This window comes from Neomesorhizobium albiziae, assembly GCF_900114255.1.
Taxonomy (GTDB): domain Bacteria; phylum Pseudomonadota; class Alphaproteobacteria; order Rhizobiales; family Rhizobiaceae; genus Neomesorhizobium; species Neomesorhizobium albiziae.
The window spans coordinates 1-5,118 of sequence record NZ_FOSL01000070.1 but is presented as its reverse complement, the minus strand read 5'-3'; the positions used below and the strand labels follow the sequence as shown (position 1 = coordinate 5,118).

Annotated in this window: 6 protein-coding genes and 1 pseudogene; 5 read left to right on the top strand and 2 right to left on the bottom strand. The window is 59.3% G+C overall.

The window, feature by feature from the left end:
• The 3 genes from F3H98_RS30640 to F3H98_RS30630 all read left to right on the top strand — a co-directional run.
• On the top strand, positions 1–314 hold a 314-nt coding region (locus tag F3H98_RS30640), incomplete at its 5' end, for a transposase (RefSeq protein ID WP_149764747.1).
• Between the two features lie 699 nt (positions 315–1,013).
• On the top strand, positions 1,014–2,444 hold the full coding sequence (locus tag F3H98_RS30635) for an amidase (RefSeq protein ID WP_149764744.1): 1,431 nt from the start codon (positions 1,014–1,016) through the stop codon (positions 2,442–2,444).
• A 135-nt stretch (positions 2,445–2,579) separates the two neighbouring features.
• Positions 2,580–2,855: a hypothetical protein gene (locus F3H98_RS30630; protein ID WP_244622025.1), complete on the top strand. Its 276-nt coding sequence runs from the start codon at positions 2,580–2,582 to the stop codon at positions 2,853–2,855.
• On the opposite strand, the pseudogene F3H98_RS30625 reads toward F3H98_RS30630, so the two are convergent.
• Both F3H98_RS30625 and F3H98_RS30620 read right to left on the bottom strand, forming a co-directional pair.
• Positions 2,807–3,265: pseudogene (locus tag F3H98_RS30625) on the bottom strand (IS3 family transposase); the annotation flags it as partial. The gene F3H98_RS30630 and the pseudogene F3H98_RS30625 sit on opposite strands and share 49 nt — an antisense overlap.
• A gap of 64 nt (positions 3,266–3,329) precedes the next feature.
• The gene (locus F3H98_RS30620; RefSeq protein WP_280178044.1) at positions 3,330–4,310 is read right to left on the bottom strand and encodes a reverse transcriptase domain-containing protein; all 981 of its coding nucleotides are present in this window, start codon (positions 4,308–4,310) and stop codon (positions 3,330–3,332) included.
• Here F3H98_RS30620 and F3H98_RS30615 point away from each other — a divergent pair.
• Entirely contained in the window at positions 4,298–4,627 is a 330-nt protein-coding gene (locus F3H98_RS30615) for a hypothetical protein (protein WP_149764742.1), read from the top strand. The genes F3H98_RS30620 and F3H98_RS30615 overlap by 13 nt on opposite strands.
• 146 nt (positions 4,628–4,773) lie before the next feature.
• The coding region (locus F3H98_RS30610) for a recombinase family protein (protein ID WP_149764740.1) at positions 4,774–5,118 on the top strand (345 nt) is incomplete at its 3' end.

Genomic DNA, 5,118 nt, shown 5'->3' with positions numbered 1-5,118 from the left:
ATGGTGCCGGGCCGATCCTGAACGCCTCGCGGCGACCATTTCCCTTTATCCGAATGGTGTTCGCTGATTCTGGATACCGGGGACCGCGTGTGGCCGAGGCCACCTCCATCGCAGTCGAAATAGTCAAAAGACAGCCAGATCAGATCGGCTTCGCCGTGCAACCGAGACGTTGGGTCGTGGAACGCTTTTTTGCGTGGATCAGTCGCAACAGACGCCTATGGAAGGACGCCGAGGCCACCATCGAATCCGCAACAGCATTCCTCTACGCCGCAGCCGTCATGATCCTTGTCCGGCGCATCGCACGAAATCAATGACTTTCGGCACGGACTCTTAGCCGACTTGCGGAGCCTGGCCAGGGATCTGCATGGCGCGCCATCGGCATCGCGAGTCCTGCGCTTTCTCAAGTTCATCGATCATAAGGCCCCGGACGGGTTCGACCTCCATCCGATGGCGGCCGCGTGGGACGCGGCGAGGTTGGTCGTCCCGTTCGCGCCAGAAGCATGGCTCATCGACCGCAAAGTTCGAATGGCCGAAGGGCTGAAACGGCTGCGAAAGCTGTGCGAGTTGGCACCATGCACGGCGCTCCTACTTCACCGTCTCCACATAAACATCCGGCTTGAAGCCAACCAGAATGTGAGGCTCCATTCTCCAGCCACCGGGCGCTTGATCATGGTGGCTTGGCGAGCGCCAGCTTATTTGGCCTACTTCTCGAGCGCGCCCTTTTCCTTGTCCGGCAGCTCACGGAATGTCGTGCTTGCCTTGTTGAGCAGCTTTTCCCAGCCGACCCATCCATTCATCTAGGCGTAGCCATGAAGCTGGTCGCCGCCTCACCGGCTTCCAATCTCGTTAACAGATGACAATGATACGCAAACTGAATTTGACGCGCACTACCGCCTGGCTAAAGTTCGATGAAAAGGGGAGATCACTGCAGCACAACAAGGCCGAGAAGGCTGCAGAATAATCAATAGCTAACGCAGTGAGCCTGAAGAACAGCATGTAGGGGACCTTGTAAAATGAAGAGTCGTTCATGCGTGCCGTCATCTCTTGACGCTCTGACGGCATGTGAATGCCTGGAGTTATATCGAAGGCGGCAGGTCTCGCCCGTTGAAGTCGTCGATGAATGTCTCAACCGCGTCGACGCTAGCAACCCGACGCTGAACGCATTTTGCCTCGTCGATCACGAAAACGCGAGGTCCATTGCGCGTGCTTCGGAGAGGCGATGGATGAAAGGTGAGCCAGCCGGAGTTCTCGATGGCATTCCGGCCACCATCAAAGACCTCACCTTGACGCGGGGCTGGCCGACAAGGCGCGGATCACTGTCCGGTAGTGCCCAGGGGCCTTGGACAGAAGACGCGCCTATTGCGGCGCGTATCCGCGAGGCCGGTGCAGTTATCCTGGGCAAGACAACCACTCCAGAGTTTGGCTGGAAAGGTGTTACAGATAGCCCACTCTACGGCATCACCCGTAACCCTTGGAACCCTGACCTGACACCGGGCGGGTCGTCGGGCGGCGCCGGAGTCGCGGCGGCCCTCAACCTTGGCTTTCTTCATCAGGGTAGCGACGGTGGGGGATCAATCCGGATACCGGCGAGCTTCACAGGAACTTTCGGCTTCAAGCCGACCTTCGGTCTTGTTCCGCAATGGCCCGCCAGCGCCATGACCACGCTGTCTCACTTGGGGCCGATGACCCGCACAGTTGCGGATGCGATCCTAATGATGAACGTCATCGCCCAGAAGGACGCTCGCGACGGTTATGCGGGACCCGTTTATCCCGGAATCGACGTCGATCCCGCAAAAACCCTCAAGGGTCTGCGCATCGGCTACAGTCGAGACCTTGGGTATGTGAAGGTGGCGCACGACATCCAAAGAGTTACCGATAAGGCGGTCGATCAACTTCGGGCTCTTGGAGCCGAGGTGGTCGAGACAAATCCGGGGTTCACGAACCCAGTCGAGGCGTTTGCTACGTTCTGGTTCGCCGGTGCCGCCCGTATCCTATCGCGAATAGACAACAAGCAAAGGCAACTCTTGGATCCCGGCTTTCTGCAAGGAGCTGAACGGGGTCTGACGATCACACTAGCGGAATTTCAGGAAGCGGAGACGGTTCGGTTTGAGCTTTCCGCCCTCATGGCGAAATTCCACGAAGACTACGATCTCCTTGTCATGCCGACGCTGCCTGTCGCACCGTTCGCAGTCGGACGAAACGAACCCGATGAGAGTTACAGGGGTTGGATGGACTGGACTCCCTTCACCTATCCCTTCAACCTGACACAGCAGCCTGCAGCATCCGTGCCCTCTGGCTTGGATGATCAGGGGCTCCCTGTTGGGCTTCAGCTGGTAGGTGCGCGTTATTCCGATACGACCGTCCTTGCGGCGGCATATGCGATCGAAAGCCGCCTGGGACATTTTTCTTTGGCGAGGAACAGCTTCACCGCTGCCGTCCCTTGAGAGAGATGAGCCCATCTCTGCACTCGATCTGGATCAGCTTTGGCCAACGCTGAACCGGATCCATCCGGCGAGGGCCGCGGAGAGGCTACTTGGTTTCATTGCGGCGGAGCGCGCCTTCCTCGATGGAGGTGCAGTATGAGCGAACACCTGCTCCTCGTGTCGCTCTTTGAATCCTATTTTCGCCGACGTCTGACCAAGCAGCGCAACGCGACTTCGGCACCCGTGGCCAACTATCATGACGCCTTGCGCATGCTGATCCTCTTTGCCGCCACCCGGTTACGAAGGAAGCCGGCGGCGTTGACCCTTGAAGATCTCGGTCGTGACCACTGGACTGCTGCTGGTTTGGCAGACAATTCCCAGCCTCACGCCGCGGCGCTTTCGAACGCCTCGGGACTGATGCCGCCCAGATGACTGTGGCGGCGCGTTCGATTGTAGAACGCTTCGATATAGTCGAAGATGTCGGCTCGGGCGAGGACCCGCGTTTTGTAGATGCGTTTTCGGATGCGTTCCTTCTTCAAGCTGCTGAAGAATGATTCCGCGACGGCGTTGTCCCAGCAATTGGCGCGTCTGCTCATGCTCGGCTCCAGGTTGTGGGACTGGCAAAAACGCTTGAACTCGTCGCTGCCGTATTGGCCGCCCTGGTCCGAGTGCACAACGACGCGGCCGGCGGGCTTTCTGCGCCAAACGGCCATGAGCAGTGCATCCAGAGCCAGCTCTTTAGACAGGCTGGGCTTCATCGACCAACCAACGACCTTGCGTGCATAAAGATCGACCACGACCGCCAGGTAGAGCCAGCCCTGCCAGGTCCTGAGTGGAGTAAGAAGCGCTGCTGCGCTTCTCCTCCCCGAACCGTACGTGCACCTTTCAGCGCATACGGCTCTCTATTCAATCTTGGCCCATGGCCATAGCAACATCATGATAGTTTGAGGTGACGGTGCTGCGAGTTTCGCTCCGGAAGATGTATGGATTGATCTCCGGGTTCCGCCATCGGAACTGCGCCTTGGGACTCGATACCATTCGGCGCAGCGCTTTGCCGACACGGTTTCCGCGTTCACTTCGTCCGTAGACGAGCCAGGTTTTTGCCTTGCCCGCATCCGGCGCTCGATACCAGCTCCGCATCAAGGGCTTGATGCGTGACCGATATTTTCGCGCCAGCCAGTGCGCCACTTTCCAGAACACGACATGGTCGATGTGCCGGAAGGTGCGTGCTGTGAAGTCGGTGAACTTGTAGAAGGCCGCCCATCCCGCCAGTTGGCGGTTCAGGGGGTCCACCATGTCGACCTTGCCAACATCGTGATTGCCGGAAAGGGTCTCGGTCAGTTTGCGAACAAACGCCTTGGCCTTTTCCTTGGGTATCGTCGTGACGACGGACATGTGCCCGTTCGACCCTTGCTTGCGAATGATCCGATGCCCCAGAAAGACGAACCCGTCATCGACGTGGGTGATATGGGTCTTTTCCATATTCAACGTCAGCTTCAGGCGGTCTTCCAGAAAGGCCCGGCATTCCTCGCGGATTTCCTCGGCATGGACCTTCGTCCCTTTGACGATGACGACGAAGTCATCGGCATAGCGACAATAGGCAATCGCAGGTTTCCATTGCCGGTTCTCTCGAACCGTTATGGGGCGCCCCTGCTGAATGCCGAAGTTCCATGCCCAGCGATCCTTGCGGGCTTTCCGGTTCAGGTATTTCGCCTCCAGCCACGCATCAAACTCGTGAAGCATGATGTTGGACAGGAGCGGCGACAGTACTCCCTGAACGCAAAAGGTAACTTCACCTTTGATCGGACAATTGCGCTCGATCGCTCTCGTTCTATGCTTGATTTGCGTCTCAAAGGGTAATATGGATATGACACATGTCGCGATCAACCGATTCGCAGAAAGCGGAGCGTCTCAATGCGGCCCATGGGTTGCTCGCGCGTGGGCTGAGCGTGGCGGAGGCTGCCGTGTTGTTGTCGCGCCGATTCACCCTGTCCCGACGTCAGGCCTATCGGTATATCGAGGCGGCCCAGACGCTCGAGCGGCCGGTGCCGGTGGCCGAGCCGACGACGGCGGTGACGTTCAAGCTTCCGCCCAGTTTGGTCGACGCGGTGCGGGCGCGGGCGGCGGCCGAGACGACGACAATCAGCGACCTGGTCAGCCGGGCGTTGCGCGCCTTCCTCGGCGAAGCCGGCGGCAATGGCTGACCGGTGCGGCGCCAAGGATCGCAGCGTCCACCTCAAGCATGCGTTTGACCGTCTCCTCACCATCAAGCTGGAGCAGGTCTACGGGATTCTGGTCCCAGAGCGGGTCCGTGTCGTCGGCATTGGACCGCGGATAAGGGAGGGGAGCGATGAAGATCGCCGCGATTTATGCCCGGGTGTCCTCCGACCAGCAGAAGGAGGAGAACACGATCGCCAGCCAGACGGCGGCGCTGGTCGAGTTCGCCCGCGAGCAGGGGTTCAGCGTCCCCGATGAATGGGTGATCGAGGATGAAGGCTTCAGCGGCGCCAGCCTGCTGCGGCCGGGCCTGGAGCGGCTGCGGGACCTTGTGGCCGAAGGCCAGATCCAAGCCGTGCTTATCCACGCGCCGGATCGGCTGAGCCGCAAGTATGCCTATCAGGTTCTCTTGACCGAAGAGTTCACCCGCCATGGTGTCGAGACCGTTTTCGTCAAAGCGCCGCAATCCGGTACGCCC